At 70.2% G+C, this 26,288-nt stretch carries 21 protein-coding genes; 5 read left to right on the top strand and 16 right to left on the bottom strand.

What is annotated here, in order from left to right; translation table 11 throughout:
- Window positions 1-150: 150 nt before the first annotated feature.
- Both POL67_RS09350 and POL67_RS09345 read left to right on the top strand, forming a co-directional pair.
- A complete protein-coding gene (locus POL67_RS09350) occupies window positions 151-1,239 on the top strand; it encodes a hypothetical protein (protein WP_271916856.1) in 1,089 nt (362 codons plus the stop codon).
- Between the two features lie 517 nt (window positions 1,240-1,756).
- Window positions 1,757-3,055, top strand: coding sequence for a trypsin-like peptidase domain-containing protein (locus POL67_RS09345; RefSeq protein ID WP_271916855.1), 1,299 nt, complete (start codon window positions 1,757-1,759; stop codon window positions 3,053-3,055).
- Between the two features lie 3 nt (window positions 3,056-3,058).
- Here POL67_RS09345 and POL67_RS09340 read toward each other — a convergent pair whose 3' ends face one another.
- On the bottom strand, window positions 3,059-4,843 hold the full coding sequence (locus tag POL67_RS09340) for a hypothetical protein (protein ID WP_271916853.1): 1,785 nt from the start codon (window positions 4,841-4,843) through the stop codon (window positions 3,059-3,061).
- Window positions 4,844-4,895: 52 nt separating this feature from the next.
- Between POL67_RS09340 and POL67_RS09335 the strand changes: the two genes are divergently transcribed.
- From POL67_RS09335 to POL67_RS09325, 3 genes are read left to right on the top strand one after another with little or no spacing between them, the layout of a single operon-like run.
- Entirely contained in the window at window positions 4,896-5,129 is a 234-nt protein-coding gene (locus tag POL67_RS09335) for a DNA gyrase inhibitor YacG (protein WP_271916852.1), read from the top strand.
- Window positions 5,126-5,950: a hypothetical protein gene (locus tag POL67_RS09330; RefSeq protein ID WP_271916851.1), complete on the top strand. Its 825-nt coding sequence runs from the start codon at window positions 5,126-5,128 to the stop codon at window positions 5,948-5,950. The genes POL67_RS09335 and POL67_RS09330 overlap by 4 nt, the downstream gene beginning before the upstream one ends.
- Window positions 5,951-5,954: 4 nt before the next feature.
- On the top strand, window positions 5,955-7,139 hold the full coding sequence (locus POL67_RS09325; protein ID WP_271916850.1) for a PrsW family intramembrane metalloprotease: 1,185 nt from the start codon (window positions 5,955-5,957) through the stop codon (window positions 7,137-7,139).
- Here the strand turns inward: POL67_RS09325 and dnaJ are convergent.
- The 15 genes from dnaJ to mraZ form a co-directional block, all read right to left on the bottom strand.
- On the bottom strand, window positions 7,136-8,254 hold the full coding sequence (gene dnaJ, locus POL67_RS09320; RefSeq protein ID WP_271916847.1) for a molecular chaperone DnaJ: 1,119 nt from the start codon (window positions 8,252-8,254) through the stop codon (window positions 7,136-7,138). The genes POL67_RS09325 and dnaJ overlap by 4 nt on opposite strands.
- Before the next feature lie 118 nt (window positions 8,255-8,372).
- The gene (ftsZ, locus tag POL67_RS09315; protein ID WP_271916844.1) at window positions 8,373-9,698 is read right to left on the bottom strand and encodes a cell division protein FtsZ; all 1,326 of its coding nucleotides are present in this window, start codon (window positions 9,696-9,698) and stop codon (window positions 8,373-8,375) included.
- A gap of 163 nt (window positions 9,699-9,861) precedes the next feature.
- Complete coding sequence (ftsA, locus tag POL67_RS09310; RefSeq protein WP_271916842.1) at window positions 9,862-11,181, bottom strand: cell division protein FtsA; 1,320 nt, start codon at window positions 11,179-11,181, stop codon at window positions 9,862-9,864.
- A gap of 112 nt (window positions 11,182-11,293) precedes the next feature.
- Entirely contained in the window at window positions 11,294-12,271 is a 978-nt protein-coding gene (locus POL67_RS09305; protein WP_271916840.1) for a cell division protein FtsQ/DivIB, read from the bottom strand.
- Window positions 12,268-13,692, bottom strand: coding sequence for a UDP-N-acetylmuramate--L-alanine ligase (gene murC / locus POL67_RS09300; RefSeq protein WP_276075533.1), 1,425 nt, complete (start codon window positions 13,690-13,692; stop codon window positions 12,268-12,270). The genes POL67_RS09305 and murC overlap by 4 nt, the downstream gene beginning before the upstream one ends.
- On the bottom strand, window positions 13,689-14,813 hold the full coding sequence (gene murG, locus POL67_RS09295; RefSeq protein ID WP_271916838.1) for an undecaprenyldiphospho-muramoylpentapeptide beta-N-acetylglucosaminyltransferase: 1,125 nt from the start codon (window positions 14,811-14,813) through the stop codon (window positions 13,689-13,691). The genes murC and murG overlap by 4 nt, the downstream gene beginning before the upstream one ends.
- Window positions 14,810-16,204, bottom strand: a complete 1,395-nt coding sequence (ftsW, locus tag POL67_RS09290; RefSeq protein ID WP_271916837.1) for a putative lipid II flippase FtsW — start codon at window positions 16,202-16,204, stop codon at window positions 14,810-14,812. Before ftsW ends, murG begins: the two co-directional genes overlap by 4 nt.
- Window positions 16,201-17,562: a UDP-N-acetylmuramoyl-L-alanine--D-glutamate ligase gene (murD, locus tag POL67_RS09285; protein ID WP_271916835.1), complete on the bottom strand. Its 1,362-nt coding sequence runs from the start codon at window positions 17,560-17,562 to the stop codon at window positions 16,201-16,203. Before murD ends, ftsW begins: the two co-directional genes overlap by 4 nt.
- Before the next feature lie 5 nt (window positions 17,563-17,567).
- Window positions 17,568-18,698, bottom strand: coding sequence for a phospho-N-acetylmuramoyl-pentapeptide-transferase (gene mraY, locus POL67_RS09280; protein ID WP_271916831.1), 1,131 nt, complete (start codon window positions 18,696-18,698; stop codon window positions 17,568-17,570).
- The gene (locus POL67_RS09275) at window positions 18,695-20,155 is read right to left on the bottom strand and encodes a UDP-N-acetylmuramoyl-tripeptide--D-alanyl-D-alanine ligase (RefSeq protein WP_271916829.1); all 1,461 of its coding nucleotides are present in this window, start codon (window positions 20,153-20,155) and stop codon (window positions 18,695-18,697) included. Before POL67_RS09275 ends, mraY begins: the two co-directional genes overlap by 4 nt.
- Entirely contained in the window at window positions 20,155-21,762 is a 1,608-nt protein-coding gene (locus tag POL67_RS09270) for a UDP-N-acetylmuramoyl-L-alanyl-D-glutamate--2,6-diaminopimelate ligase (protein ID WP_271916827.1), read from the bottom strand. Before POL67_RS09270 ends, POL67_RS09275 begins: the two co-directional genes overlap by 1 nt.
- Window positions 21,759-23,849, bottom strand: a complete 2,091-nt coding sequence (locus tag POL67_RS09265; protein WP_271916825.1) for a PASTA domain-containing penicillin-binding protein — start codon at window positions 23,847-23,849, stop codon at window positions 21,759-21,761. The genes POL67_RS09270 and POL67_RS09265 overlap by 4 nt, the downstream gene beginning before the upstream one ends.
- The gene (locus POL67_RS09260; RefSeq protein WP_271916823.1) at window positions 23,846-24,277 is read right to left on the bottom strand and encodes an FtsB/FtsL family cell division protein; all 432 of its coding nucleotides are present in this window, start codon (window positions 24,275-24,277) and stop codon (window positions 23,846-23,848) included. The genes POL67_RS09265 and POL67_RS09260 overlap by 4 nt, the downstream gene beginning before the upstream one ends.
- Window positions 24,274-25,347 carry a 16S rRNA (cytosine(1402)-N(4))-methyltransferase RsmH gene (gene rsmH / locus POL67_RS09255; protein WP_276075532.1) on the bottom strand — a complete coding sequence of 358 codons (1,074 nt, stop codon included), beginning with the start codon at window positions 25,345-25,347 and terminating at the stop codon, window positions 24,274-24,276. The genes POL67_RS09260 and rsmH overlap by 4 nt, the downstream gene beginning before the upstream one ends.
- Window positions 25,344-25,847, bottom strand: coding sequence for a division/cell wall cluster transcriptional repressor MraZ (gene mraZ / locus POL67_RS09250; RefSeq protein ID WP_271916821.1), 504 nt, complete (start codon window positions 25,845-25,847; stop codon window positions 25,344-25,346). Before mraZ ends, rsmH begins: the two co-directional genes overlap by 4 nt.
- Between the last annotated feature and the right edge of the window lie 441 nt (window positions 25,848-26,288).

Genomic DNA, 26,288 nt, shown 5'->3' with positions numbered 1-26,288 from the left:
GGTAACCTGGAGGGGGTTTGGGGGCCTAGCTCGGCTTGTCCAAGCAGAGCCCCCAAGCGAGAACCAAGAACCGGAACCGGGGAACGTGGGCGCGCGGGCGTTGTCCTGCCCGACGGACACTACGAGCGCGAAGGCGCGAGGACAACCGGGATGGCACGCGACGGATCCAGCACGACGTGGGTGATGCAGGGGGCGGTCATCGTGTCGATCCTGGCGCACGCGTCGCTGATCGCCGCCGCCGGGCTGCGGAAGGAGGGCGCCCCCGAGGAGCTGGCTCCCCCGGCTGATACCTGGGCCGGGACGACGGCCGCGCCGATCGGCGGCGAGCTGCACGAGGTGGACGTGACAGGCAGCGAGGTGGGCGGCGCACCCGTCGAACCGCCGCCGCCCGCACCCGCACCCGCCGCCCCGAGCGAGCCGCCCGCAGCCGCCCCGAGCGAGCCCGTCGAGCCGCCGCCGCCGGCCCCACCCAAGGTCGACCCGCCGAAGCCGAAGGCCGATCCGCCCAAGCCGAAGGCCGATCCGCCCAAGCCGAAGGAGCCGAAGGAGCCGAAAAAGGATCCGGAGGAGCGAGTCCCCCCCTCCGAAGAGCCAGTCCCCCCCTCCGACGAACGATCCCCCAGCTCCGACGAGCGATCCCCCAGCTCCGGCAAGCGATCCCCCGTATCCCAAAACACATCCCCCCGCACCAAAACGACGCCCCCCGTATCCGAAAACACATCCCCCAGCTCCGAAGACAAAAATCCCCCGGGGGGATCGTCTCCGGGAGGCGGGGGCTCGTTCGGCGCAGAGGGGGCGTCGTCGGTCCGCGACCTGGGGCGAGCCTTCACACGCGCCCTGCCGATGGCCAGCGGCTCGGACGCGGCATGGGGGAAGCTGCCCGTCGGCAGCGGCGGGTCGGTCGAGGTGGCCATGATCATCAGCGAGGAGGGCAAGATCACCGGCGTCGAGCCGCTCGCGCCCAACCCGCCCGCGCACCTGCTCAAGGCCGCCAAGAACACCATGGCCCTCCTCCGCGGCGGGACCTTCGCGCTGCAAGGCGGAGCCGTCACCGCAGGCAAGCAGATCCTCCGGCTCTCCGTCGAGCTCAGCGACACAGAAGCACCAGAAGATCCGAGCGGCGCCGGCGCCTTCGGCCTCGCCCACCGCTGGGAAGGCAAGCGCGGCGTGGCCTCCTTCACGCAAACGAGCGGGCGTCACGTCGAGATCACCGTCCAGTTCCTACGCGTCGAGCTCTGACCGCACCGTCTCCGCCGCGCGGAGGCGCGGAGCCGGGGTTTCACCCCGGGCCCCGACCAGGGGTTGTCCACCCCTGGACCCGGACCAGCGCAAGCGCTGGACTCGGGGTCGATGAACTGCGCGATGCGCAGTTCATCGAACAGCCAGGGTCAAGACCGGCAACGACCCTGCCCACCAAGACCGCAGCGCTGACGTTTCAACCGGCAACGTGCCCGTCGCCAGCTTGGAACCCACCTCCATGGTCTTGCCACCGGCCCGTTGGAAGAACTGCGCGTTGCGCAGTTCTTCCAACGGGCCAGGCCGTGCCTGGTTCGGGTCGAGGGGCGAACAGCCCCCGCGGGGCCCGGGGCAGCGCCCCGGCGCGACGACCTGCGAGGAGACCCATGGGCAGAGGCTCGCTTGCGACCCAAGGGGACGGCTTTACGTGCCGTCCATGACGTCCTCCGCGCTGGCCTTCACGCTTGGCCTGGCCCTGGCTCACGGGGTCCCGGCTTGCAGCAACCGCGCTGATGCGACCATGAACGACCGCGCCATCACGCCCATGGCGGCGGCGGCGTTGCCCCCGGCTCCGCCGGGAGAGGCGGGCGTCGCGCTCGACATCTCGGCGCTCGTCGAGCATGTGCGGCCGACCGTGGTGAGCATCGCGGCCACACGTGGGGCCGAGGAGCGGGGGGATCCGCAGCGCGTGCGCGCGGGCGGGACGTCACGTGCGATCGAGCGGGCGGTGGGATCGGGCTTCATCGTGAGCACCGACGGGCTCGTCGTGACGAACGCCCACGTGGTGCACGGCGCCGAGCGCGTGCGCGTGCAGCTCTCTGACGGGCGCGAGCTCGAAGCTTCGGTGCTCGGTGAGGATGAGAAGCTCGACGTGGCGCTGCTCGCGCTGCGCGGCGCGACGGGCCTTGCGGTTGCGCAGTTCGGGACGAGCGAGGCGCTCCGCGTGGGCGACTACCTCGTGGCCATCGGAAGCCCGTTCGGCCTGCGGCACACGGTCACCTTGGGCATCGTGAGCGCGAAGGAGCGCGTCCTCGGGCTCGGGCCGTTCGACCACCTCATCCAGACCGACGCGAGCATCAACCCTGGTTCGAGCGGCGGCCCGGTCTTCGATGGGCGCGGCCGCGTCGTCGGCGTGAGCACGGTCATCCATGCGCGCGGGCAGGGCATCGGTTTTGCGATCCCGATCGACGACGTCCGCGCCGTGATCCCGGAGCTGCGCGACGCGGGGCACGTCTCGCGCGGCGTGCTTGGGGTCGCGTTCCAGGCGATCTCGCACGAGCTCGCGCGGGCGCTCGCGCTGCCGGGGCCGACGGGCGCGCTCGTGACGGACGTCGAGGCGGACGGGCCGGCGTCGAAGGTGGGGATCGAGCCGGGCGACGTGATCTTGTCGGCTGACGACGAGCCGATCGATCAGGCGGCGGAGCTCGCGCGGCTCCTCGGGCACAGAAAGCCCGGCGATTCGATGCGGCTCTTGATCCGGCACGGCAAGGACGAGCGGGTCAAGCGCGTGGTGCTGGCGAAGCCTGTGTCCGAGGAGAAACCGGCGCAGAAGCTGGAGGACGTCGGCCCGCGCAAGACCATCGGCGTGTCGGTGGGCGACGCGCTCGGCGGCGGGGCGCGCATCGAGGGGCTCGATCCGCGCGGCGCGGCCGCGGGCGAACTCGAAGTGGGCGACATCGTGGTGGAGGTCAACGGCCAGCCGATCGAGGACGGCGCGGGCTTCCTGCGCGTGGTGGACAAGGCGAAACGACCGGGGACGCTGCTCGTGCGGCTGCGCCGCGACGGCGAGGCGCTCTATGCAGCGGTGCGCGTGGAGTGAGGTTCAGCCGCCGGGCTCGAGCCTTCGGCGAATCGTGCGGAGCAGCGCGTCGGCGGCCGGCTTGTAGGCGAAGGTCGGCTGCACGGGCGAGCTCACCTTCTCGGCGCAGATCGAGGCGACGACGGCCTGCGTGCCGAGCTCCTTCATGACGGCGAGCGGGCGCGTGGCGGGCACGGCGCGGGCGAAACGTTGCGTCGCGCCGTAGCTCCCGTCGGGAGCTTGGCAAACGGGGTTCGTCGTGACGTCCGTGCCCGCGCACTCGCAGTCGGCCTGCCCCGTGCACTCCTTGGGCACGCGCAGCGGGAAGATACACGCGTACTGGAGGTCGTCGCGGGCGGTGGTCGTACGCTCGTGGCCGTTGATGGGGTTTTCGAGTGCGCTCGCCGAAGGCGGCGCGAGCGGGATGCCCGTGCGCGGGTGGATGCCTTCGCGCGGATCGATCGAGGGGCGCATCAGCGGATCGGCGGGCGGCTCGCCCGTCTCGGGATCCCCGAGGAGGAGCGACCAGTCGAGCTCCGTCGCCGGCAAGAGGCCCGTCGCGAGCGCCTTGGGATCGACCGCGATGTCCTGCCAAGGCACGCCGAGGATGCCGGCGAAGAAGACGAGCTCACGCGGGCGGCCGCTCTCGAAGAGCGGGTTCTTCACGAGCTCGCCCGCGCGGTTCGGGATGACGTCGCGCGTGAAGCCGTCGACGTACCGCGAGGTCGGGTAGAGGAAGTCGATGCCGAAGCGACGCTTCTGATCGAAGCAGCGGAGGTTGAGCGGATCCTCGATCGCCGTTGGGAGCTTGGTACACGCGGGATCGACCTCCGTACCGAGGCAACTGACTTGCGTGGGCTGCGCGCACGAGGCGCAGCAGGGATCGTTCGGGTTCGACGCGCACGCGCTGCGGGCAGGCGGCATGCGGAAGGGCTTGCCATCGGTGCCCGTGCCCTGGTTGACGGCGAAGTACTGGCCGCCGTCACGCGTCGAGCAGTCGTCCTCGTCCGTGAGGAGCAGGACGGCGACGACCGAGTCGGGGCGGAGGAAGTCGGCGCGTTGCTGGAGCAGGACGTCGTCGACGCCGCTCGGGACGGCCTTGTTTCCTTCCAGCGTCATGTCGAGGTACGGCTCGGGGTCGACGAGGAAGCGGTAGATGCTCTCGAGCTGCGCCTCGAAGCCGCAGCCCTTCGTGCCGACGCCGCCCACGACCTCGGCGAGCTTCGCGCCGAGCGCGCCGAGATCCGCGTCGCCCGGCGGGTCCGACGCCTGGCCGGGATCCCACGCGAGGAAGCCCTTGTTCTCCCAGGTGGGCACGGCGCCGCCGCTCGCCGCGCGGGTGAGCAGCCGCGCGCGGTCGTTGGCGCTCGGGTCGAACGTCGTGCTCGCCGGGCTGCAGATGTCCGCACCGTGGCCGCCGATGCTCGTGGAGATCACGCCGATGTGGATGTCCCTGACAGGCGCGAAGTCCCGCACGCCGACGGGGCAAGGCTCCTCGGGGCTCGCCGTCTCGGAGACGATGGTGCCGAAGCCGTTCACGCAAGCGGGGCGCGTGAGCCTGTCGAGCAGGTAAGGCAACGTCTCGACGAGCAGGCCTTGCGCGGCGTCGAGGTTCCGCGAGTTGTCCACGACGAGCAGCAAATCGAGCTTGTCCGCACGAGCCGCCGCGGGGGGCGGACCCGTGTCGATCGGCGGGACGGAAACATCGTCCTCGCCTTCGAGGGTGATCTCGAGGCCCGCACGACCCGCACATCCGAACGGCAGCGCCGCGGCAAGCACGAATGCCGCGGCTCGATTCCACGAGCGCATGATGCCCCCGAGGCTACATGGTCGCCCGGGAGGCTGCTACGTTAGCGCCATCATGGGAGCATCCTCCCGATCGACTTGCCCGCAGTGCGGCCGCGAGGCCGTGCTCGGGCCCGAAAATCCCGCGCGGCCCTTCTGCTCGGCCCGGTGCAAGGTGCTCGACCTGGAGCGTTGGCTCACGGGTGCCTACCGTGTCCCCGGCCCACCTGTCGACACGAGCATGCTGGAGGGCGAGGGGGCGCGCAGGGAGGACGATCCCGACGAACCGAAGGGAGACGAAGAAACGTGACGACGAAACGCACGACCCGGCTTGCCGGGATCACGCTCGCCTCCGCGGTCTTGCTCGTATCCTTGGCCTACGTACGGACCGCAGACGCACAGGACATGTCGGCCGGAGGGCTTTCGCCGCCGCCCCCGATGGCGCCCTCGGCGAGCCAAGCGCCGGCCGCCTCGGAGACCTCGCAAGACCTCGACGACGCGAAGAAGGGCGACTCGGGCCGCGGCCTCGAGTGGGTGTACCTGGAGGCCGAAGGCGGCTTCCAGCACGTTGGTCTGCGGACCTTCAACATCGACGAGCAGAGCTTCAGCGCGGGGTTCATCGAGACGCAAGCGAGCGGCCCGGTGATCGGCGTGGGGCTCGGCTTGCGGCTCGTGTTCATCACGATCGGCGCGCGCGGCCGCGTGGGCTTCTTCAACACGTGGGACCTCTTCAGCGTCGGCGGCGAGATCGGCCTGCACCTGCCGCTCGGCAACCTGGAGCCGCACTTCGAGCTCGGCGGCGGCTACACGGCGCTCGGCAGCTTCAAGAGCGCGCTCCAGAGCGGCGCGGCGGCGACGGCCCTGGAGAACACGCAGGTCCACGGGTTTTACGTGCGCGGCCAGGCCGGGCTCGACTACTACATCACGCCCATGTTTTCGCTCGGCGTGAGTGCGAGCGCCGAGATCCTCGGCCTCACGCGCCCGGGGCTCGATCCCTCGAAGGTCACGGAGATCCAGGGCGACCCGAATCTCACGACCCTCGAACGAGCACGCGCAGAAGTGCTCAAGGCCGAGGGTTCGAGCTACGGTGCCGCGGTCACCGGCACCGCCGTGCTGGGGCTCCACTTCTAGACCGTTGCTCGCCCTCCAGATCCTCCTCGGCCTGCTCGCCCTCGCAGCGCCCGTCGCGCTGTACGTGGGGTTTGCCTCGCGCGACACGCTGCGCCCGTCGAGCCCGCGCTCGGTCGTGGCGACGTTCGCGCTCGGCATGCTCGCGTGCATCCCGGCGGAGCTCTGCGAGCGCGCGCTCACGGGCGTGCTCGGGCCGCGCAAGCTCGACGTGGGGATCGATCTCGCGGCGCTCGTGTACGCCTACCTCGTGGCCGCGCCGCTCGAAGAGGCGCTCAAGGTCGCGGCCGCGACGCCGGCGTTCCGCCTGCGCGTGGGGCAACATCGGCCGATCGACGCGATCTCGTACGCGGCGGCCGCGGCGCTCGGGTTCATGACGCTGAAGAGCGCGTTGTTCCTGATCGGCCTTCCCTTCTCGCTCATCGCGCCGGCACGCACGGCGCTGACGACGCTCGCGGCGACGTGCCTCGCGACGTGGTGGGGCTTCGCGCTCGGCCGCGATGGGCAGGGCCGCATGGGCGGCGGCTGGTTCAACGGGGCCTGGGCCCTCGCCGCGGCCGGCAACGCGATCGCGCACCACGTCGCGTTTGCCCGGGGGCCGGCGTCGGTGCTCGCGACGATCCCGATCCTCGTGGTCGCCGGCGTCATCGCCTGGATCGGCGTCCGCGACGTGCTCCAGCGGAGCGCGGAGGCGGAGAAGATCGAGCCACGCGAGCGCGAGCACGAGCCGAAGAAGCCGCGCCTCTTGCCGCTCGCGCCGCCGTCGCTCCGGGCGATGCGCGAGGCGCTCCGGCGCTCGGAGCGGCCCCTCTCGTTCTTCTGGATCGGGCTCGGCATGCTCGTGACGACGGGCATGATCACGGCGATGCTCGTGGGCGCGGTGCTGCTCGGGCGACGGCTCGGCTTCCAGTTCGCGGCCATCGATCGCGACGCGTCGAACGCCGTCGCGCCGCTCCTCCTCCTGGCGAGCGCGGCGCTGCTCTCGTTCCTCTTCGCGGGGTGGATCGTGGCGCGCGCGTCGGCGGCGCGGAGCGTGCTCGAACCGGCGATCAGCGCGCTCTTGGCGATCGTCGGGACGATCGTGCTGCTCGGGCTCGCGGCGCCGGTGGCGGTGGTGATCGCGCTCGCGTGCGCGCCGCTCGCGTTCGCGCTGGCTTGTCTCGGGGCTTGGCTCGGGCTGTCGGACGCTTAAGACGTCGTCGCCGCAGACGCCGCGGGGGCGGTCTCGTTCTCGTGGCCGAGCTCGGCTTGAAGCTCCTTCAAGAGCTCCTGCGCGCGGGCCGAGATCTGCTTCGGCACCTGCACCTGCACGACGACCTGGAGCGAGCCGCGGCCGCGGCCGTCGACGCGCGGCATGCCCTTGCCGCGCATGGTGATCACCTCGCCGGGCTGCGTGCCGGCGGGGATGTCGATGCTGACCTTGCTCTCGTCGGGCAGCTCGATCTCGGACGTGCCGCCGAGCGTCGCGCTGGCGAACGACACGAGCGCGCGCGTGACGAGGTCGGCGCCGTCGCGCTCGAAGCGCTCGTCTTGCAGGAGGTCGACGTCGACGTAGAGGTCGCCGGGCGGGCCGCCGAGTGCGCCGGGCATGCCTTGTCCGGGCACGCGGAGGCGCTGGCCCGCGTCGATGCCGGCCGGGAAGTTCACCACGACCTTGCGCGACTTCTCGACCGCGCCGGCGCCGTTGCACGAGGGACACGGCGTCTTCACGACCGTGCCTTCGCCGCGGCACTCGGGGCACGTCTGCGTGAACATGACGAACCCACGCGCGGTGGACACCTGCCCGGCGCCTTCACACACGCCGCACGTCTTGCGCTTCGTGCCGGGCTTGGCGCCGCTGCCCTGGCACTCCTCGCAGGCAACGGGCGTCCGCAGCACGACCTCGCGCTTCGTGCCGGTCATCGCCTCGCGCAGCGTGAGGCGTTGCTCGACGCGAAGGTCTTGCCCGCGCGCCGGGCCACGCGAACGACGTTGCCCGCCGCCGGCGAACCCGCCGCCACCCGCGAAGCCGCCGAACAGCTCCGAAAAGATGTCCTGGAAGTGCGTGAAGATGTCCTGGCCGCCCATGTCGGGCATGCCCTCGACGCCGGCGTGACCGTAGCGGTCGTACCGAGCGCGCTTCTGGTCGTCGGACAGGACCTGATAGGCCTCGGTGGCTTCCTTGAAGCGCGCCTCGGCCTCCTTGTCGCCCGGGTTCCGGTCAGGGTGGTTCTTGAGGGCAGCCGCCCTGTACGCTTTGCGGATCTCGTCGGTCGAAGCTTCCTTCGACAAGCTGAGAACCTCGTAATAATCCCGTTTTTGGCTCATGATCGCGGCGACCGGGGCGGCGGCCGCACAGGCCGCAAGGCCGTGAGACGATAAGTCGCCCCTAGGGGCTGTCAACCAAGCCAGCGTACCCGGCTTGGCCAGCCCCCCCTACCCGGATTTACTGACCACGGCGCTGGAACGCCGGCGTATCCCAGTCCGCGTCGAGCGGCGGAACGAACGTCGCGCGCTCGCGCGAGGGCGTCCCCGAGGCGCCCGACGAGAGCGAGGCCGGGGCCGGCTGCTGGGCAGGCGCGCCGCGACCGCCGCGCACCGTGTAGGCCGGCTCCTCGCGCTGCGGCTGCGGCATGCTGCGCTGCGGCGCCGAGAGCGGCGGCGGGTTCGAGCGCGACCCTCCGCCCGTGAGGGCGCCCGAGAGCGCGCTCGAGAGCGAGGGCGCCGTCGAGATCGGCATCGCCTGCGGCGTCCGCGCGCCGGTCACCAGCGCGCCCGAGGCCTGCTGCGCGGCGTCGGAGGCGCTCGGGTCGAAGCCCGTCGCGATGACGGTGACCTTGATCATGTCGCCCATCGTCTCGTCGATGGTCGCGCCGAAGATGATGTTCGCGTCCTCGTGCGCCTGCTCCTGCACGAGCGTCGCGGCTTCCTCGATCTCGCGCATGCGCATGTCGGGGCCGCCGACGATGTTGATGAGCACGCCCATCGCGCCCTCGACCGAGATGTCGTCGAGCAGCGGCGAGGTGATGGCCATCTCGGCGGCGAGGCGCGCGCGGCCCTGGCCCTTCGCGCAGCCCGTGCCCATGAGCGCGCGGCCCATGTTGCTCATGACCGTCTTCACGTCGGCGAAGTCGACGTTGACGATGCCGTTCTGCGTGATGAGGTCGCTGATGCCCTTGATGGCCTGGTAGAGCACCTCGTCGGCTTTGCGGAAGGCGTCCACGAAGGAGAGCTCCTCGTCGCCGAGCGTCAGGAGCTTCTGGTTCGGGATCGTGATGAGCGTGTCGACGTGCTCGGAGAGCATGGCGAGGCCGAGCTCGGCGCGACGCGCGCGCTGCTTGCCCTCGAAGAAGAAGGGCTTCGTCACGACGCCGACGGTGAGGCAACCTTCCTCGCGAGCGAGCTGCGCGATCACCGGCGCCGCGCCCGTGCCGGTGCCGCCGCCCATGCCGGCGGTCACGAAGACCATGTCGGCGCCCTGGATGAGCTCCTTCAGGCGTTGCACGTCCTCGAGCGCCGCTTTGCGGCCCTTCTCGGGATCGGCGCCTGCGCCGAGGCCACGGGTGACGTTCGAGCCGATGTGCACCTTGATCGGCGCGATGCTCGCCGACAACGCCTGGGCGTCGGTGTTCACGACCTGGAACTCGACCCCTTCGAGGCCGAAGTTGATCATCGTGTTGACGGCATTGCCGCCCGACCCGCCACAGCCGATGACCTTGATACGGGCGTCGTAACCCGCGTGCTCGTCGGCAAACTCGATGGAGAAACTCATGAAACGCCTCCCGGGAATTCTTTCCGGCCGCTCGGGGCCAAGGGAGCCTCGCCTGCTCCCAGGGCGACTCCATGGGGTGCCTCTCCCCCATGAAACCGCCTATCAATCACTCACGCTTCGCTATCTCGACTTCGTTTTACGAAATTTACCCTCGTGCGTCAGCTCAGAAAGCTGCGCGCAACCAATTCCAGAACCGACCGCCTTGCCGTTTTTCGACGACCGTCTCCTCGGAGAGCTCTCGTCGATCCGGCCTCGAAGGCGCCGTCACGCGCGGCGCGGTCTGGCGCGGCGGAGGCTGCGACTCCACGACGACGCGCGGCTCGCGCGCCTCGCGGAGCTGGTTCGCTCCGTAGTGGAGCAACCCCACGCCCGTTGCATATTGCGGGCCCGCCACGAGCTGCGTGATTCCACGCATCCCGACCGGTACGCCGAGACGAACCGGCATACCCAGGATCTCCTCGGCGAATTCGCTCATGCCTTCCATGAGCACCGCGCCGCCCGTGAGAACCGCGCCCGCCGCGAGCTGATCGAGCAGGCCCGCATCCTCGATGCGCTTGCGGATCACCGCGAAGATCTCCTCGATCCGCGGCTCGATGATGTCCGAAAGCACCCGACGGGGCACCTTGCGCGGCGGATGCCCACCGACGCCCGGCACCTCGACCTCCTCGTCGTCCGCGACCATCCGCCCGAGCGCGCAGCCGAAATTGCGCTTCAGCCGTTCCGCCTCGGCCATCGGCGTGCGCAGGCCCGCCGCGAGATCCGCCGTCACGTTGTTTCCGCCCGCCGGAATAACGCTCGCATGCGCGATTCCGCCGTCCACGTAAATCAGCAAATCCGTCGTACCGCCGCCGATATCGATCACGGCGACGCCGATCTCTTTTTCGTCCTCGGAGAGAACGGCTTCGGCGCTCGCGAGCGGCTCGAGGACCACGTCCGCCACGGTCAATCCGCAGCGCTCCGCGCAACGGACCACGTTTTGCACGCAAGACGTCGCGGCCGTGATGAGGTTCACCTTCACGCCGAGGCGAACGCCGCTCATTCCCACGGGATCACGAATACCGTCCTGGTTGTCGACGGTGAACTCGCGCGGCAAGGCGTGCAGGATCTGCCGATCGGCGTCGATCGGAATGGCACGCGCGCCTTCGAGGACACGTGTCACGTCGACGTCCGTCACCTCGCCGCCGCCCACCGCGACCACGCCGTCCGAGGACTGGCCGCGGATGTGGTTGCCGGCGACGCCTGCATACACCGTGCGAATCTCGACGCCGGCCATCGTCTGCGCGGCCTCGATGGCCTCCGCGATCGACCGGACCGTCCAGTCGATGTTCGCCACGATGCCTTTTCGCAGCCCGCGGCACGGGACGTTGCCCACGCCGAGGATGGTGATCCCATCGGCGTCGACCTCGCCGACGACGGCAGACACCTTCGTCGTCCCGATGTCGAGACCAACGACAATCTCGCTCTGCTCCATCCTGCTCTTCATTCGCATCCACCCGATACGGAGGCCGTGCGCCTCGCGAAGCAGGGCGACGCTGACATGGCGAGCGGGGGCTGGCCAAATTTCGAGAACGACAACGAGCACGAGACGCGGCGGATCATCGCATCCTCACGACGACCCGCTCGGGGTGTGCTTCGTTGTCCAGGAAGATCACCGCGGGATTCGCCTTGCGCTTGGCGAGCTCCATCAGAACGCGCGCGGCCTGCTCGATCTTCTCGCGAAACCTCGTCTGGCCCAGGTAAAGCGAGATCGCGTCCTTGCCGATCGTCATGACGATCGTGCCGTCGCGCTCGAGGTGGACCTCCTGGATCGGGTAGCGCTTGCTGATGCCCGCCCGATCCATGTCCTCGACCACGTCGAGCGCACGCCGCAGCGCGTTGACCACGCCGGGACGGTCCGCGGCGACCTTTTCGGGCGTGATGCCGGTCACGACGGGCAGGTCGATCGGGTCCCCGTCGGCGACACGCTTGAACGGGTCGCCGTCGCGCGTGACGAGGTAGAGCTCGCCGCCGATCGTGGCCACGGCCCAGGCCTCACGCTCGACGACCGTGATGCGCACGGTCGACGGGAGCGTGCGCGTCACCTGGGCCTTTTCGACCCAGGGCTCGGTGGTGATCGTGGCGCCCGCCGTCTCCAGGTCGAGCTCGAAGATGTTGCGGCCCACGGTGACGCCGCCCGCGCCGGCGACCTGCTCGGCCGGCAAACGGCGGTTTCCGTCGACGAGCACCGTGCGAATCGCGAAGCGCGGGCTCGTCATGATGTACCGGCGCGCGCCCCAGGCCACCGCGACCGAGGCCGAGAGGACCACCATCACGCCGAGGAACAACGAGAGCGCGCGCGGAAGCTTCGGCCGCGGGAGCGAAAGGCGCGGCTTCGCCTTGGGCTTCGGCGGGCGGATCGTGCTCGTCGTGGCCCCGGGCGGCGGCGGCGAGTCGTGCTGGGGCTCGGGGTTTGGGGCGGAGGACGCCGAAGGCGATCCGGAGCCCCAAATGTTGACCGGATCCCTTGGAGCAGCAACGATTGGCGGCGTGGAGGGCTTCTTCAGCCGGCGGTTCGTGGGCAGGGCGTCGCTCATGGACCGCCTTCCCGGCTCGCGGGCGGAGGCTCCGTGACGCCTTCGAGCCGCGCGCGCAGGCCCTTCAGCATGTTGTTGATGTCGCCCGCGCCGAGGGCGATGACCACGTCGCCGGGGCGCGTGACCTTCGCGAGGACCTCGGGCAAATCGGCCTTGTTCGGCACGTACGTGGCGTCGTGGTGGCCGTGCTCGCGGATCGACTGCACGAGCCGCTCGGCGTTCACGCCGGGCAGCGGCGCCTCGCCCGCGGGGTAAATGTCCGTGACGAAGAGGACGTCCGCGAGGTTGAAGGCGCGCGTAAAGTCCTCGAAGAGATCCTTCGTGCGCGTGTAGCGATGCGGCTGGAACGCGACGACGATGCGGTGTGCGTCATCGGGATACGCGCGGCGCGCGGCCTCGATCGTGGCGCGGATCTCGGCCGGGTGATGGCCGTAGTCGTCGACGAGCGTGACGCCCTGGTGCACGCCGACGACCGTGAAGCGACGCGCGACGCCGCCGAAGGTGGCGAGGGCTTGCTTCGTGACGTCGAGCGGGACTTCGAGCTCGTCGGCGACGGCGATCGTCGCGAGGCAGTTCAGCACGTTGTGCGCGCCGGGCATCTTCACGGTGAAGCCGCCGAGCGGCTGGCCGCGGCGATACGCGTTGAAGCTCGTCTCCAGGCCGCGGAACTGGATGCCGCGCGCGCAGTAGTCCGCGTGCGGCGAGACGCCGTACGTGACGTGGCGGCGCGGGATCCGCGGCAGGATGTCCTGCACGTGCGGGTGATCGAGGCAAAGCACGGCGAGGCCGTAGAAGGGTACGCGCGCGGCGAACTCGATGAAGGCGTCCTTGATCTTCTCGTGGGTGCCGTAGTGATCGAGGTGCTCGGGGTCGATGTTCGTGACCACGGCGATCGTGGGCGTCAGGCGCAAGAACGAGCCATCGCTCTCGTCGGCCTCGGCGACGAGCAGATCGCCGGCGCCGAGGCGCGCGTTCGAACCAAGCGCGGCCATCTTGCCGCCGACGACGACCGTGGGATCGAGGCCGGCGTGCCGGAGCACCGTGGCGACGAGCGAGGTCGTCGTGGTTTTTCCGTGCGAACCCGCGATGGCCACGCCGTACTTCACGCGCATCAGCTCGGCGAGCATCTCGGCGCGGCCGATGACGGGGATGCCGAGCGCGCGGGCCTCGACGAGTTCCGGGTTGTCCGCGCGGATCGCGCTCGAATACACGACGACGTCGACGCCGCGGACGTTCTCGGCGCGGTGGCCGATGTCGATGCGCACGCCGAGCGAGGCAAGACGCTGGGTCGTGGAGCCGCTCTTCACGTCGGAGCCGGAGACGTCGAACTCGAGCGAGCGGAGGATCTCCGCGAGGCCGCTCATGCCCACGCCGCCGATGCCCACGAAGTGGATGTGCCGGACGCGCCCGCGGAACATCATGCCGTCCTTCCCCGGGCTTTCTCCCGGTGTTTCGACTCCCGCAAACGCGCGAGCTCGAGCAAGTCCGCCGCCACGGCCTTCGCCGCGTCGGGCGCCCCGATCTCGGCCGCGGCGCGCGCCATGGAAGCGCGCCCCTCGGGCGAACCCGCGAGCTTGCGGATCTCCTCCGCGACCCGATCGGCCGTGGCCTCGGCCTGCGGCAGCGCCACGGCCGCGCCGCGCTTCTCCAGCGAGCGCGCGTTCTTGAGCTGATGATCGTCGGCCGCGAAGGGATACGGGACGAGGATCGCGGGGCGACCGACGGCGCAGAGCTCGGCGAGCGTGGAGGCGCCGGCCCGCGCGATCACGAGGTCGGCCGACGCGAGCGCGCGGGCCATGTCGTCGATGAACGGGACGACCTCGGCGGCCCCGGACAAACCGAGCGACTCGTAGAGCGCGCGCGCCTCGGCCTCGCGCTCGCGGCCCGTCTGGTGGACGACGCGCAGGCCCGGGACCTGGTTCACGACCTGGGAAATCGCGCGCGGCACGGTCTCGTTCAAGGCCTTGGCGCCCTGGCTGCCGCCGAGGACGAGGATCGAGAGCTGGTCCTTCTGGACCTCGTACGGCGCGGGCGCGAAGGCCTTGCGGAGGGGCACGCCGAGGCGGCGCACGATGCTCGGTCGGAAGAAACGATCGACCTCGGGGAACGTGGTGTAGGCGCGCACGGCGAACGGCGCGAGCAGGCGGTTCGACAGGCCCATCACGCTGTTCGGTTCGAGCACGGTGACGGCGACGCCGAGCGTGCGCGCCGCGAAGCACACGGGGCCGCCCGCGTAACCGCCCACGGAGAGGACGGCCGACGGCCCGAGGCGGCGGACGAGATCCCGCGCGGCGGGGATCGAGGCCGCGGCGTGCTGCGCGCCCTTCAGGAACCCGGAAACTCCTCCGCCGCGCAGGGGCAGGATGTCAAGGAGCTCGAGCTCGCCACCTTGCTCGGGCACGACGCGCGCTTCGAGGCCGCGCGCGGTGCCGACGTAGACGACACGCGCCGAAGGGTCGGCGGCACGAACCGCCTCGCCCACCGCGAGCATCGGGAAGACGTGGCCGCCGGTGCCGCCGCCTGCGAGAAGAAGGGTCGTCACGCGCTCGCTCCCTCCGCGGCCGCGGCCCCATCCTGGGCCTCCGTGGCGATGAGGGCCGACGCGCTCGGCGCGCCCTCGCTCGTGCGCACGGGCGCGGGCTTCTCTCGCGGAACCTCGTTCGTCCGCGGACGGCTGACGCTGAGCAGGACGCCCGCGCCGGCGGCGTTCACGAGCAGCGACGAGCCGCCGTAGCTCATGAACGGCAGCGTGAGGCCCTTCGTCGGCAGGATGGCCATGGCGACGGCGAGGTTCACGAGCGCCTGCACGCCGAAGAGCGTGGCGATGCCGAACGCGAGGAAGCTGCCGTAGTCGTCGTGCGCTTCGAGCGCGATCTTCACGCCACGCGAGACGATGACGAGGTACGCGGTGACGAGGCCGAGGATGCCGAGGAAGCCGAGCTCCTCGCCGATGATCGCGCTGATGAAGTCCGTGTGCGCCTCGGGCAGGTAAAGCACCTGCAGGCCCTTGCCGAGGCCGAGCCCGGTCCACCCGCCGGAGCCGAAGCTCATGACGGACTGGAAGGGCTGATAGGCGAGGTCCTGGCGGTGGTTGTCCATGTCGATGAACGCCAGGTAGCGCCGGTAGCGGTAGTCGCTGAAGGCCACGAGCGCAGCCGCGCCCATGCCGAGCAGGGCCGTGAACGCTGCGATGTACGGCAGGCGCGCGCCCGCCACGAAGAGCAGCGTGAACGTGAGGAACAGGAGCACGACGGCGCTGCCGAAGTCGGGCTGCTTCAAGAGCAGCATGATGAGGAAGCCGACGACGATCAGGTGCGGCAAGAAGCCCACGGAGAAGCTCTTGATCGTGTCGGCCTTCTTCGAGAGCGAGTACGCGAGCCAGAGGACGATGCCGAGCTTGGCGGTCTCTGCTGGCTGGATGTGCACGGGGCCGATCGCGATCCAGCGGTAGGCGTTGCCGGCCTTGTGGCCGAGGCCGAGGATCGTCAGGCCCAGCATGAGCGTGACCGCGACGAGGATCGGGTACGTGAAGGGCTTGAGCTTGCGGTAGTCGAAGCGGCTCACGAGCCACATCGTGAAGAGCGCGACGAGCGCGTAGACGCCCTGGCGCTTCAGGAAGAACTGCGCGTCGTGGTACTTCACGGTCGCTTCGATCGCGCTCGCGCTGTAGACCATGACGACGCCGAAGCCGACGAGCGCGATGACCACGGCCGCGAGCACCGAGTCCACGGGGCCGGCCTTGCTCGAACGGAGGAGCGCGGTGACGCCGTTGCCGGCGCCGGGGCTCTCCTTGCGCGGCGCGCGGGCCTCGTTTTTCGGCGGCGCGGGTGGCGGATCGCTCGGCGGAAGGAGGCGGTTCTTCGGCGGGGGCGCGCTCGAATGGCGGCGCTCGCCGATCGCATGGTTGCCCGAGAGGACGGCGCTGCTGCTCACGACCGAACCTCCAGCATGGACTGGACCGCCTGGGCAAATTGGTCGCCGCGATCCTTGTAATCGCGGAACATGTCGAAGCTCGAACAGGCGGGGCTGAGCAGGACGGCGTCGCCGGGCTGGGCCAGTCGGCGCGCGATCTGCACGGCCTCGGCCATGGATCCGGCGCGCTCGATGGGGAGCACGCCCTGCGCGGCCGCGGCGATCCGATCAGCAGCCTCGCCGATGAGCACGAGGCCGCGGCCCTTGTCGCGGAGCGCGTCGACGAGCGGCTCGTACGCGCCGAGCTTGTCCTTGCCGCCCGCGATGAGGACGGCCTTGTCCTCGGTGAGGCCACGGAGCGCGGCGACCGACGCGCCGACGTTCGTGCCCTTCGAGTCGTCGTAGTAACGTACGCTGTCGTTCACGCCGACGAGCACGGTGCGATGGCCGAGGCCGCGGAAGGCACGGACGGCGCGCGAGAGCCAAGCGTCCGCGCTGTCGTCGAAGGGCACGTCGAACGCGGCCACGACGCCGAGCGCCGCGCATGCGTTCTCGACGTTGTGCTTGCCGGCGATCTGGAGCGCGTCGAGCGGGAAGCTGTGCCACGCGTCGCGATGCACGATCGAGCCGCCGACGGGGCGCACGGTGGCGGCCTCGTCGGTCGCGCTGAACGTGACCACACGGGCGCCGCCGCGGGCGGCCTGCTTCGCGCAGAGCGGATCGCCGTGCGGGATCACGGCCGTATCCTCGGGACCCATGGGGACGAAGGGGTTGCCCTTCGCGTCGGCGTACGCCTGGAAGTCCGGGTACCGGTCGAGGTGATCGTCGGTGATGTTGAGCAACGCGTGGGCGCGGGCGTGCAGCGTGGGCACCCGCTCGGCCTGGAAGCTCGAAATTTCGAGGACGATCGCGTCGAACGATTGCCCCACGACCTCGGCGAGCGGCGTGCCGAAGTTGCCGCCGATGAACACTTTCTTCCCCGCCGCTTCGAGCATCACGTGCACGAGCGCGGTCGTCGTGCTCTTGCCGTTCGTCCCGCCGATCAGCGCGATGGGCGTGCCCACGAAACACCGCGCCGCGAGCTCGAGCTCGCCGATGACTTCGCCGCCCGCCCTCTCGAACGCTTCGAGCGCGGGGAACGAGGGCACGCCCGGCGAGATCACGACGAGGTCGACCCCGTCGAAGAGCGAGGCCGGGTGTCCGCCCGCGGCGAGCGTCGCGCCTGCGGCTTCGAGGGCGAACGCCTCCTTGGACAAACGCTCGCGCGGGGCCGCGTCGGTCGCCGTGACGCGCGCGCCTTTCTCCAGGCAAAGCCGCGCCGCGGCCACGCCGCTGCGGCCGAGCCCGATCGTGAGGATCTTTTGACCTGCAAGATCCATCGGCCTCACCGGAGCTTCATCGACGCCAGCGAGACCAGCGCCAGGAGGATGGAGATGATCCAGAAGCGAACGATGATCTTCGGCTCCGCCCACCCCTTCTTCTCGTAGTGGTGGTGGATCGGCGCCATCAAGAACACGCGCTTGCCCGTGAGCTTGAACGACGTCACCTGCGCGATGACGCTGATCGTCTCGACGAAAAAGACGCCGCCGAGCAGGACGCTCAAGAGCTCGTTCTTCGTGAAGATCGCCAGCATGCCGAGGCCCCCGCCGAGGGCCAGCGATCCCACGTCGCCCATGAAGACCTGGGCTGGGTAGGTGTTGTACCAAAGGAACCCGATGCCCGCGCCGATGACCGAGCCGCAGTACACGCTGAGCTCGCCGGCCGAGGCGATCTTCGGGATGTCGAGGTAGTTCGCGAGCGAGAAGTTCGCGATGGTCGCGCCCGCGACGTACGCCCAGATGAGGTACGTGCCGGCGTTGATCATCACGGGGCCGATCGCGAGGCCGTCGAGGCCGTCGGTGAGGTTGACGGCGTTCGACCAGGCCACGACGACGAAGACCGCGAACGGGACGTAGAACCAGACCGGCAGATCGATCGAGTGCTTCGAGAAGGCCGCGAACGGGAGCGCGAGCCGCGTCTTGATCTCGGCCCAGTCGGCAGGAAGCTTGGACGTGAAAAGAAACGTGTACGAGATGGCCGAGCCGCCGATGAGGACCTGCCCGATCAGCTTGTACCGGCCGGGCAAACCGCCCGTGTTCTTGCGCTTGATCTTGAGGTAATCGTCGAGGTAGCCGATGACGCCGTAGCCCGCCGTCACCGCCGTCGTCGCGAGGACGAAGGGGTTGCGCAGGTCGGCCCAGAGCGCCGTCGGCAGGAGCAACGAGAGCAGGATCAGCGCGCCGCCCATGGTCGGCGTGCCCGCCTTGACCTTGTGCGTCTCGGGGCCCTCCTTGCGGACGACCTGCCCGATCTGCTTGCGCCGGAGCTCGCGGATGAACCACGGCGCCAGCACGAACGTGAGGATCATGGCGGTGATCGTCGCCATGATGGTCCGGAACGGGATGTACCGGAGGACGTTCAGCCAGGAGAGCGAGCTGTAATGAAACTTGAGGGGGTAGAAGAGCTCGTAGATCACGAGGTCACCTCCGCGAGGGCACGCACGATTCGCTCGGTTCCGACGCCGCGCGAACCCTTCACGAGGACCAGATCCCCAGGCTGAACGGCGAGCGCGGCGGCTGGGGCCGCGTCCGCGCTCGTCTCGAAGAACTGCGCAGGAATGCCTGCTTCCGAAGCACGATCGGCGATCCGCCGCGCGTCGCCGTTCACCGCGATCACGAGCGCCGCGCCGCTCTGCGCCGCGACACGCCCGACGTCGTCGTGCCCGCGCGCCGACTCGTGGCCGAGCTCGTACATCGCGCCGAGCACGAGCACGAGCCTGCGGCCCGCGTCCCGCGCGAGCTCGGCCGCGGTGCGGATCGACGCGGAGGAGGAAGCGGGATTCGCGTTGTAGCTGTCGTCGATCACGACGACGTCCCGCGCGAGCTCGCGCGGGACGAGGCGACCGCCGCCGCCGCCCACGTCCGCGAGAGCGAAGGCCTCTTCGACGACCTGCGAGGTCACGCGCTCCCCCGTGAGGGCCTCGGCGGCCGCCACGGCCGCGGCGCAGGCGTAGGCGCCGGCCTCGCCGATGAGCGGCGTCCGGAACCAGAAGGACGAGCCGTCGGGGCGCGCGAGGGTGACGCGCGACGAGGAAAAACCGTCCGGTCGACGCTCGACGATACGCAGATCGACCTCGTCGCCCGTGCCGTAACGGACACGGCGCGCCGCGGGCGTACCTTCCATTTCGGCGACGACACGCGCATCGTCGCCGTTGCCGACGGCGATGCCCTTGGGCGAGAGCGCTCGAAAGAGCGCACCCTTCTCCCGCGCGACGCCCTCGATCGAGCCACACCCCTCCACGTGCGCGGCCGCGACGAGCGTCACGATCGCGATGTCCGGCTGGGCCATCGCCGCGAGGGACATGATCTCGCCAGGCCGGTTCATGCCCATCTCGACGACCGCGTACTTGTGGTTTTCGAGCCCGAACAGCACCATCGGCACGCCGACCTGGTTGTTCAAGTTGCCGCGCGTCGCGTGCACCGCGTCCGGGAAGAGGCGATCGAGGAGCGCAGCGGTCGCCGTTCGTGTGGTGGTTTTCCCCGCGGAACCCGTGATCGCGACGATCTTGCGGTCGTCGCCCTTCCCGCGCGAGCGCCACTTCGCCACGTGGGCCCGCGCGAGCGCGCCGAGCGCATCGATCGTCGAGCGAACCCGCATCAGGGTGAGGCCCGGGACATCGTCGACGGGCCGCTCCACGAGCGCGGCGCGGGCGCCTTTTTCCGCGGCCTGCGCGAGGTAGTCGTGCCCGTCGAAGCTCTCGCCCTGGAGGGCGACGAAGAGCCCGCCAGGCACGATCGTGCGCGTGTCGGTCGAGACGCCTTGCACCGAGCCGAGCAGGAAGAGGCTCCGGTTGTAGAGGAGCTCTCCTTCGACGATCTGGATGAGATCGAGGGCCTGGAAAAAGGCTTGATTCGTGGGAATCGGCGTTCCCATCAGGCCTCTCCCCTGCGCAGGCGGAGCGCGCGCTCGGCCTCGACACGATCGTCGAACGGCAGCGTGACCGCGCCGATGATCTGGTACGGCTCGTGGCCCTTGCCCGCGACGAGCACGACGTCGCCCGACGCCGCTTCGAGCACCGCGCGCTCGATGGCCTTCGCGCGATCGAGCTCGACGTGGACGATCGCCCGGCCGCCCGCGAGCCCCGGCAGGATCGCCTCCGCGATGGCGCGCGGATCCTCGCTGCGCGGGTTGTCGTTCGTGACGAACGCGATGTCCGCGCCGCGCGCCACGGCCTCGCCCATGAGCGGGCGCTTCTTCGGATCCCGATCCCCGCCGCAACCGAAGACGCAGTGCACGCGACCTGGTCCGAACGCGCGCACGCTCTGCAACACCCGATCGAGCGCATCCGGCGTGTGCGCGTAGTCGACGAGCACGATGACGTCGTCCCGCGACGGATCGTCGCAACGCTCGAGCCGCCCCGGCACCCGGATCGACCCCGAGAGCGCACGCGCCGCCGCGTGGAGGTCGATCTCCAAGAGCCAGCAAATCGCCACGGTCGCGAGCAGGTTCTGCACGTTGTGCGCGCCGACGAGCGGCGACCGGATCGAGAGCTGCCCCGCGGGCGTCCGCGCCACGAGCGAGATGCCCGACGCCGTGTGCTCCACCGAGACGGGCGCGATGTCGGCCTCCTCGGTCGAGATGCCGATCCGCGTGGAGAACCGCGCGATCGTCGCCGACGACGGACCCCCGAGGCCACGCGGCGCGAGCCTCTGGACGAGCTCGGGGCCAAACGGATCGTCGACGTTGATCGCCGCCGAGCCGGGGGCGAGGTCGACGAAGAGGCGGGCCTTCGCCTCGGCGTAGGCCTCCATCGTGCCGTGGTAGTCGAGGTGATCCTGCGTGAGGTTCAAGAACGCCGCGACGCGGAAGCGCACGGCCTCGACGCGGCGCGCCGCGACCGCGATGCTCGAGACCTCCATCACGAGGTGCGTCGCGCCGCGAAGATGCATCGCCGCTGCGATCCGCGCGAGCTCGTCGGCCTCGGGGCTCGTGTGCGTCGAGGGCAGGTCGAGATCGCCGAACCGATACCCGAGCGTGCCCACGATCCCCGGCCGCTGGCCCGCGGCCGCGAGGCACGCCTGCACGAGGTGCGTCGTCGTCGTCTTGCCGTTCGTCCCGGTGACGCCCACGACCTCGAGCGCGAACGTCGGATGCCCGTAGATGGCCGCCGACGCGTACGCGAGCGCGCTCGGCACGTCCGCGACCTCGATCCGCGGCAGGCCGTTCGTCTCGACGTTCACCCCCGGCGCCGTGAGCACCGCACTCGCGCCGCGCCCGATCGCGTCGGCCACGAAGCGCTCGCCGCTCGTACGCGCGCCCGTCCGCGCGACGAAGAGATCACCCGGACACACACGCCGCGAGTCGTGGTGCACGCCCGTGAGAAAAACGGTCGGATCCCCGAAGGCGAGCTTCGCGCCCGGGATCTCGTTCACGAGATCGCCGAGCCTCCGGCCGAGCTTCGCCTGCTTGCACGAAGGAGGCGCGCCCTCGCTCACCTCCCGCGGGTGGAGGAGCTCTTCGTTCGTCCTTTCGTTCGTCATGACGAGGGCTCGAAGAAAAGCTTCACCGCCGAACCTTTGGGCAGCACCGTCCCCGCCGCCGGCTCGACCTTCGACAGGCGGCCCGTGCCGAACGCCGTGGGGGTCAGGCCCGCCGCGGTCGCCGCGCGGATCGCCTCACGCACCGGTTGTCCGGTCAGATCCGGGACGCGCGTCTCGCCGCTCTTCATCGGCGCCGACGGCGTCACGACGCCTGGCGTGATCGGAGCCACGGCCGCGCGCGCCTCCGTGAGGACCTGGTACGTACTCGACGCCGGATCCCCGACCTTCGCTCGATCCGAAACCTCGCTGAGCTTCATGGGCACACTGCCGCGAGGTGTGACACCGAGGTACCGCAGCGCCATCTCGCCGATGCGTCGGAACACCGGCGCGGCGACCGAGCCACCGCCGTAGGTGCCGCCGAGCGGCTCGTCGAGCACCACCGCGATCACGAGGCGCGGCTTGTCCGCAGGGACGAACCCGACGAACGAGGCGACGTAGTGCGTGTCCGTATACCTCCCCGTCGCCGGGTCGATTTTCTGCGCGGTCCCCGTTTTCCCGGCCACGCGGAAGCCTGGAATCGCAGCCTCGACGCCCGTGCCTTCGCCCTCGGTGACGGCGACGAGCATCTCCGACATCATCTTCGCGACCGACGCTTGCACCGCCTCGCGCCGCACGCGCGGCTGCGTCTCCGTCAGCAACGTGCCGCCGCCGTCCGTCACGCGCTTGATCAGCACGGGCTCGAGCAGCTTGCCGCCGTTCGCGATCGCGACCATCGCCATCGTGAGCTGCAACGTCGTCACGCTGATGCCCTGACCGAACGAGGCCGCCGCCGTCTCGACCGAGACCCACGGCCTTGCACGCGGCCTGAGGACGCCCACGCTCTCGCCGGGGAACGGGATGCCCGTGGTGTCGCCGAACCCGAACCGACGGAAGCCCTCGTAGAGCCGCTGCTCGCCGAGACCGAGCGCGATCTTCGACGTCCCGATGTTCGAGGACAAACTGAGGATCTGCGTGACCGTGAGCCACTTGGCCGGGTGCGTGTCGTGGATGACGACGTTGTCGATCGCCATGTTCCCCTCCTCGCAGTAGATCGAGCCGGTGGGGTTCACGCTGCGCGCGGCGAGCGCGGAGGCGATCGAGAAGACCTTGATCGTCGAGCCGGGCTCGAAGCGATCGACGACGCAGCGGTTGCGACGCGCGTCGGGGTCGGCTGTGCCGTAGTCGTTGGGGTTGTAGCCGGGCGCGCTCGCCATCGCGAGGATCTCGCCGGTCGAGGGATCGGCGACGACGACCGCGCCGCCCGTGGCCTCGTAGGTCTTCATCGCGGCATCGAGCTCGCGCTCGGCCGTGAACTGGATCCCCTTGTCGATCGTGAGGAAGACGTTGTGGCCCGCGAGCGCGGCCTCGTCCTCGATCCCCTCCGAGAAGATCAGGCGGCCCGAGCGATCACGCAGGCCGCGCACCTCGGAGCTCTTGCCGCGCAGCTCGTGATCGAGCGCGAGCTCCAGGCCCTCGCGCCCCTCGCCGTCCGGCGAGACGAACCCGATGAGCGGGCCGCCGAGCTCGCGGTTCGGGTAGAACCGGTGGCCCTCGCCCTCGATCTGGAGCCCGCGCAGCGGGTAACGCTGGTTCTTCTCGCCGAGCCCGCGCACGGCCGCGACCTCGGCCTCCGAGACGCGCCGCTTCAGCCAGACGAAGCGCCGGCGACGGCTGATCTTTTCGACGACCTCCTCCTGCGGGAGGTTCAAGGCCTGCGCGATGCGCTCGCCGTACTGCTGGATCCGCATCGGCAGGTAGCGGTCCTCGATGCCACGGAGCAGCTCCACCGCGTCGAGCGAGACGCTCGGCACCTCGACGCTCTCCGCGAGCGACGCGCCGTTGCGGTCGTAGATCGTGCCGCGCTTCGGCGTCACGTGCAGGCGCCGCTGCCGTTGCCGCTCGGCGAGGTCGTACCAGTCCTGCCCGTCCTCGACCTGGATGCGGTGCGCGCCCGACACGATCACGCCGAGCCCGAGGCCCATCATCCCGCAGAGGATCCCCATGCGGATGCGGATCCAGCGCGCGCGCTTGGGATCGAGGTTTTTCACGGAGAACCTCCGGGCACAGGAGAGCCAGCAGCACCCGACGGTGCAGCCGGATCAGGCGGGGGTGAGGGGGCAGAGCCCGGCTCGCCGGGCGGAGCCCCATCCGTGGAAGGCTCGTCCTGGATCTTCACGACCCAGCGCACCGGGATGACGCGCTCGGGCGGCGGCGGCGTCATGCCGAGCAACGTCCGCGCGACCATCTCGACACGCTGCGGGGTCTCGTAGCTCGCCGCCTCCAGCGAGAGCACGCGCTTCACCTCGCGCAGGCGCCCTTGCTCGGCGCGCGCGCGGCCGAGCTTGTAGCCGAGGTCCACGATCCTCCCGCGGAGCCCGAGGTGCACGACGAACGCCGCCACGCTCGCGACCACCGCGAGCGACCAGAGCGCGAGGAACGGCCGCTGCTTCATGCGCTCGTTCATGTGCTCGCTCATGCGAACACCTCTTCTGACGATCGGGGCTCCGAGTCGCCTTCGGCGCTCTGCGCCCCGAACCCCCGCCCGCCCTCATCCCCCGCGAGCGCGACGCGCCGCGCCGCCCGGAGCTTCGCGCTCCTCGCGCGCGGGTTCTCCGCGACCTCCTCGTCCGACGCGACGAGCGGCTTCTTCCAGAGCGGCTCCCACACGCTCGCCTCGCGCAGCGCGTGCTTGACGATCCGATCCTCCAGCGAGTGGAACGAGATCACCGCCACGATGCCGCCCATCTTCACGACGCGGCTCGCCGCGCGGAGCAGCGCTTCCAGCTCGTCGAGCTCGCCGTTCACCGCGACGCGCAACGCCTGAAACGTCCGCGTCGCCGGATCGACCCCGCCCACGCGCGACGGCCCCACGGCCCGCACCACGGCGCGACGCAGATCCAGCGTCGTCTTGAGCTCCCCGTTCGCCAGCGCTTGCTTGATGCAGCGCGCCACCCGGCGGGACCTTCGTTCCTCGCCGTAGTGGTAGATCACGTTCGCCAGCTCGTCGTCGTCGAGCCGCTCGATCAGCTCGAGCGCCGTCTCGCCGCTCGACGGATCCATCCGCATGTCGAGTGGACCTTCGGCGCGGAAGCTCATGCCGCGCGTCGCGTCATCGATCTGCATCGACGACACGCCCACGTCGGCGACGAGCCCGTCCACCGGCCCCACGCCCATCTTCGCGAGGTGGTCCTCGACGTCCGAGAACCGCCCGTGCACGAGCGTCACCCGATCGTCTCCCCAACGCTCGGGGGCTCCGCTCGGCAAAGCCGAGCTAGGCCCCCGAACCCCCCACTCCGCGAGGCGCTCCTTGGCGAGCGCGAGGGCCGTCTCGTCACGATCGACCCCGATGAGCCGGCAGCCCGGGGCTGCTTCGAGGATCGCCTCGGCGTGACCGCCTGCGCCGAGGGTCGCGTCCACGTAGAGGCCGCCAGCGTGGGGTGCGAGCGCCTGGACCACCTCGCGGCGGAGGACCGTTACGTGGGGCGCCTTGTGCGGCTCGGGGGATGGGGCCTTGTCTCGCATCGGCACGACGTTCACCACGTTCATAGGCGGAACTGCTCCGCGATCGCGGCCTTGAAGCTCGCGAGCTCGGCCTCGCTCATCGTCTGGGCGGCCTTCCACCGCTCCTTCGACCAGAGCTCGGCCGTCGCGCCCATCCCGGCCCACAGGACTTCCTTGTGCAGGTCGGCGTGCTCGCGCAGCGAGGGCGGCACGAGGATCCGGCCTTGTTTGTCGAGCTCGCACTCGACGGCGGCCGACAGGTACTTCCGGCGGAAGGCGACGACGTTCGGCTCGAACTGGGGGAGCGCCGCGATCTTGGCTTCGAGCTCCTCCCAGGCGCGCAGGGGGTAGCAGTGCAGGCAGGGGTCGAAGAGAGCGGGCGTCAGGATCAAGCAGACCTCGCTCGCGGGGGCCGGGGGTTTGGGGCACAGGGCGCCGTCAGGCGACCCGGAGCCCCAAGCGGCATCGAGCACGTCGCGAAAGCGCGCGGGCAGGCTGGTCCGCCCTTTCGCGTCGATCGCGTGCTCGAAATGACCGCGAAACATGGTTCCCACCGAGTCGGCTCCGCTCGTGCCTGCCAGCCAGGCGCTTTCCCCGCGCCGGAGGGACCCGGCGGGTCATGGGCATCTTTGCCACTTTTCCCCACGGGGCACCGCCACGCTACGGAGAGGGCCCTTGGGTGTCAACAGTTTGCATTTTTTGTGGAGTTTGGCGGATCCCAAGGAAGGTAGGAATCCTCCCCTCTCCCACCTTTCCGGACCAACCCCGACGCGACGAACGGGCCCGCCGGAGGCGAGATCCAGGCTCCGGTGGGAAGAGGTGGTGGACTCAGGAGTGACCACCGGGGGTTTGGGGGCATAACCCGGCTTGCCCAGGCGGAGCCCCCAAGCGCCGATTGGGTGGATGGCGGATGATCCGGAACCGATGCGCCTCTGCACGAGTGCGCAGGTATGCCGATAACGATGGAAATGGCCAAAAAAGCGGCG

The organism is Polyangium mundeleinium (assembly GCF_028369105.1).
GTDB classification, from domain to species: domain Bacteria; phylum Myxococcota_A; class Polyangia; order Polyangiales; family Polyangiaceae; genus Polyangium; species Polyangium mundeleinium.
Note: the sequence above shows the minus strand (reverse complement) of the source record. Positions and strands in the feature narration are given on the sequence as shown.

Coding starts and splice junctions, on each gene's coding strand:
- POL67_RS09270 (WP_271916827.1), bottom strand. CDS start 21,762: ATGACGAACGAAAGGACGAACGAAGAGCTCCTCCACCCGCGGGAGGTG.
- POL67_RS09345 (WP_271916855.1), top strand. CDS start 1,757: ATGAACGACCGCGCCATCACGCCCATGGCGGCGGCGGCGTTGCCCCCG.
- POL67_RS09305 (WP_271916840.1), bottom strand. CDS start 12,271: ATGAGCGACGCCCTGCCCACGAACCGCCGGCTGAAGAAGCCCTCCACG.
- dnaJ (WP_271916847.1), bottom strand. CDS start 8,254: ATGAGCCAAAAACGGGATTATTACGAGGTTCTCAGCTTGTCGAAGGAA.
- ftsA (WP_271916842.1), bottom strand. CDS start 11,181: ATGAAGAGCAGGATGGAGCAGAGCGAGATTGTCGTTGGTCTCGACATC.
- POL67_RS09340 (WP_271916853.1), bottom strand. CDS start 4,843: ATGCGCTCGTGGAATCGAGCCGCGGCATTCGTGCTTGCCGCGGCGCTG.
- mraZ (WP_271916821.1), bottom strand. CDS start 25,847: ATGTTTCGCGGTCATTTCGAGCACGCGATCGACGCGAAAGGGCGGACC.
- murC (WP_276075533.1), bottom strand. CDS start 13,692: ATGATGTTCCGCGGGCGCGTCCGGCACATCCACTTCGTGGGCATCGGC.
- ftsZ (WP_271916844.1), bottom strand. CDS start 9,698: ATGAGTTTCTCCATCGAGTTTGCCGACGAGCACGCGGGTTACGACGCC.
- POL67_RS09335 (WP_271916852.1), top strand. CDS start 4,896: ATGGGAGCATCCTCCCGATCGACTTGCCCGCAGTGCGGCCGCGAGGCC.
- POL67_RS09350 (WP_271916856.1), top strand. CDS start 151: ATGGCACGCGACGGATCCAGCACGACGTGGGTGATGCAGGGGGCGGTC.
- POL67_RS09260 (WP_271916823.1), bottom strand. CDS start 24,277: ATGAGCGAGCACATGAACGAGCGCATGAAGCAGCGGCCGTTCCTCGCG.
- rsmH (WP_276075532.1), bottom strand. CDS start 25,347: ATGAACGTGGTGAACGTCGTGCCGATGCGAGACAAGGCCCCATCCCCC.
- POL67_RS09275 (WP_271916829.1), bottom strand. CDS start 20,155: ATGGGAACGCCGATTCCCACGAATCAAGCCTTTTTCCAGGCCCTCGAT.
- murD (WP_271916835.1), bottom strand. CDS start 17,562: ATGGATCTTGCAGGTCAAAAGATCCTCACGATCGGGCTCGGCCGCAGC.